The sequence below is a fragment of the Ferruginibacter sp. genome (assembly GCF_031430955.1).
Classification (GTDB): Bacteria; Bacteroidota; Bacteroidia; order Chitinophagales; family Chitinophagaceae; genus Ferruginibacter.
Genome location: NZ_JANPCM010000087.1, coordinates 1 through 3,021, shown reverse-complemented (window position 1 = coordinate 3,021; position 3,021 = coordinate 1). Strand labels below are relative to the sequence as shown.

Genomic DNA, 3,021 nt, shown 5'->3' with positions numbered 1-3,021 from the left:
ACCAGTCGCGGGTCGGCGAGCCCGTCTCGGCTGGCGTCAGCTTGTCCGCTTCGGCGGTCAAGATATCGCCGATCGTATCAATGAATCCAGAATGCCAGACTGCGAAGATGGTATAAATAATGTTGTTGCGAAGAAGAAGTGATTTTTTTTGGGACTGGCATTGGAAGCTTTGGTCGACATTGTTGTAAAATTTATCCTGGGAAAGATTTGTGCGTTGCCTCGGGACTCATTTGTACTTTTATAGCTTTATTGGGCTTTTATTGCAGCGTACATTGAAGAGAATGGTTTGTGAAGACACAAACCGAGGCTGAGACTTATTTTGACACTCATAATTTTTTTACGGTTTGACAAATCATTTTCAAGGAGTTAAAATTTCGAAAGAATACAATATTTTAATAGGTAAATAAATGAAAGTCCTCAATATTCATAATAGAGAAATTACACAACCAAAAAGCGAAGTTGCCAAATTATTTAAAACATTGGCAACAGAAAATGATTTAATGTTAGCGACAGAGAAATGGTCGCCAATGAAATTAGACAAAGGCTTGCAAATTGGTTCAAAAGGTGGACACGGACCACTTAAATATTTTGTAACAGATTATCAAAAAGATAACTCAATAACATTTCAGTTTGACTTAACTGGTTTTAATGGTTTTCATAAGTTTGAACTTTTAGTATCAGAAGCAAATAAAACAAAACTGAAACATACCATTGATATGACGACCACAGGTTTAGCAACATTGAAATGGGCTTTGGCAATTCGTTGGCTACACGATGCTTATATTGAAGATGCGTTTGATAAAGTAGAAAATTATTTTACAAAGGACAAAAAAAGTAGCGAATGGAGTTGGTGGGTTGAGAGACTCAGAAAAATAATGAAACCGAAAAGAAAATAAATAGGAACGCACAACACGGTTTTGTATTATTGGGTTAGGACGTTGTTATTTTCATCAGCAAGCAATATGGCAGCAGTTTTTATTATCCATTGTTGATGCAACGTTGGCAATGTGCCATTCATAATTAGCAATCCATTTAAATATTTATTCCGTTCAATTAAAAATATAGCAATGAAATTCTTCCTTCTCCTTTTTGTTGTATTAAGCCTTAGCCTTAATAATAAAAATCAACCAAACATTCTTGCTGTTAATGTAAACGCACCAATAAAAACAGGCGCTGAGCAAACAGATAAATATGTGTCTTATCTAAAAGGAAAAAGGGTTGCCATACTTGCCAACCAAACCACCATCATTAATAAAACGCATTTAGTAGATAGTTTGAAAAACCTTGGCATTAATATAGTAAAAGTGTTTGGCCCCGAACATGGTTTTCGTGGTAATGCAAGTGCCGGCACTGAGGTTGCAGATGAAACTGATATTGCTACAGGCATACCCGTAATTTCGTTGTATGGCAATAAAAACAAACCTACCAAAAAAGACCTTGCTAATGTTGACCTGGTAATTTATGACCTTCAAGATGTAGGTTGCCGCTTTTATACCAACATTAATGCTTTATCCCGTTTAATGGAAGCCTGTTACGAAAACGATAAGGAGCTGCTCATTTTAGACAGGCCTAATCCCAATGCCTATTTTATTGATGGCCCTATACTGGATATGAAATTCAGCTCCGGTATTGGTATGTTTCCGCTGCCGATAGCTCATGGGTTAACTGTTGGTGAGTTTGCACAAATGGCAAATGGTGAAGGATGGCTTACTGATAAAGTAAAATGTAAACTCAAAATTATTAAAGTGGCTAACTACAACCACGACATGCCTTATATTTTGCCGGTAAGTCCATCGCCTAATTTAAATACGCCACAATCTATTTTACTCTACCCTTCTACCTGTTTATTTGAAGGCACTTATCTTAATCATGGTCGTGGCACTTATTTTCCTTTTACGGTAATTGGCAGCCCGGAGCTTAAAGGGAAATACGAATACCATTTTACGCCAACAAGTATTAAGGGCATGGCAGAAACGCCGCTGTTTATGAATGAGATTTGTTATGGCCTTGACCTGCGTAATTACGATGTTGAGCTGTTGAGAAAAAATAAAAAGATTAACCTGCAATGGATGATGGAACTTTATAAGGCTTCTCCATACAAAGAAAAATTTTTTAACTCCAGCCTGAGCAGAGAAATGGGTGTTATTGAAAGATTAACCGGCTCTGCTTTATTCAGGCAGCAGATTATTGATGGTGTATCTGAAAAAGAAATTCGTGAAAGCTGGGAACCAGGTTTAAGCAATTATAAAAAGATGCGAAAAAATTATTTGCTTTACTTATGATGGATTGAATTTTCTTTACCGTAGTTGGTATGCAGCGTTGGCAATGTGCCTAGCTTCCCAACAACACAGCCCGAAGCCCAGTGTACGTAACACTATGCAGCACTATAAGTTGGGATTTTCATAATTTCAACTGCTAAAACAAAATAATGAGCAAATACTTCTTCGTCTTTTTGATGAGTTTAATTGTTTTGGTGTCTTGCATAAATCAATCCAGTTCGGAAGATTCAATATCAGTAAAAGGTCGGTTTATAAAAATAATGAAGACAGACAATAACTTCTCTAAGCTTTTTCTCAAATTAAACAATGACAGCCTTGTTGTTTTTAAAACACTCATGACAGCTGATGATCCAAACATTGAATTATTTAAAAATGGAGGAATGGACATTGAAGTCATTTACCAGGAATATAAAAATCCGGCGACAAATACTCTTGATAAAATTATTCAATCAATACATCCTGTATATGTTTTGAAAAGATAATAAATCCTGACCGATGTTGGTATGCAGAGTTGCCAATGTGCCAAGCGTACCAATAATGCAGCCCTTAGCTCACTCCCACCATAACTGCAGTCTTAATAAAACCGTAAGCCTTTGCTATAGTTTTTATTTTTTCACATTGTTGCTAAGCCAAAGCTGCGTTGTAATCGCAGCATACAAACAATAGCAGCGGAAGTAAATTTTTACAGTAATGATTTGATAACGCTATAAGTTTTTTGGTATCGTTTTTCCCAATTCCATTT

The 3,021-nt window shown here is 36.3% G+C and carries 3 protein-coding genes; all 3 read left to right on the top strand.

Going from position 1 to position 3,021, the window contains the following annotated elements:
• Positions 1–407: 407 nt before the first annotated feature.
• The 3 genes from ACY65O_RS02520 (at position 408) to ACY65O_RS02510 (ending at position 2,761) form a co-directional block, all read left to right on the top strand.
• The gene (locus ACY65O_RS02520) at positions 408–896 is read left to right on the top strand and encodes a hypothetical protein (protein WP_462219280.1); all 489 of its coding nucleotides are present in this window, start codon (positions 408–410) and stop codon (positions 894–896) included.
• 171 nt (positions 897–1,067) lie between these two features.
• Positions 1,068–2,282, top strand: coding sequence for an exo-beta-N-acetylmuramidase NamZ family protein (locus ACY65O_RS02515; protein ID WP_462219279.1), 1,215 nt, complete (start codon positions 1,068–1,070; stop codon positions 2,280–2,282).
• Positions 2,283–2,539: 257 nt separating this feature from the next.
• Positions 2,540–2,761, top strand: coding sequence for a hypothetical protein (locus ACY65O_RS02510; RefSeq protein ID WP_462219278.1), 222 nt, complete (start codon positions 2,540–2,542; stop codon positions 2,759–2,761).
• The last annotated feature ends 260 nt before the right edge of the window (positions 2,762–3,021 follow it).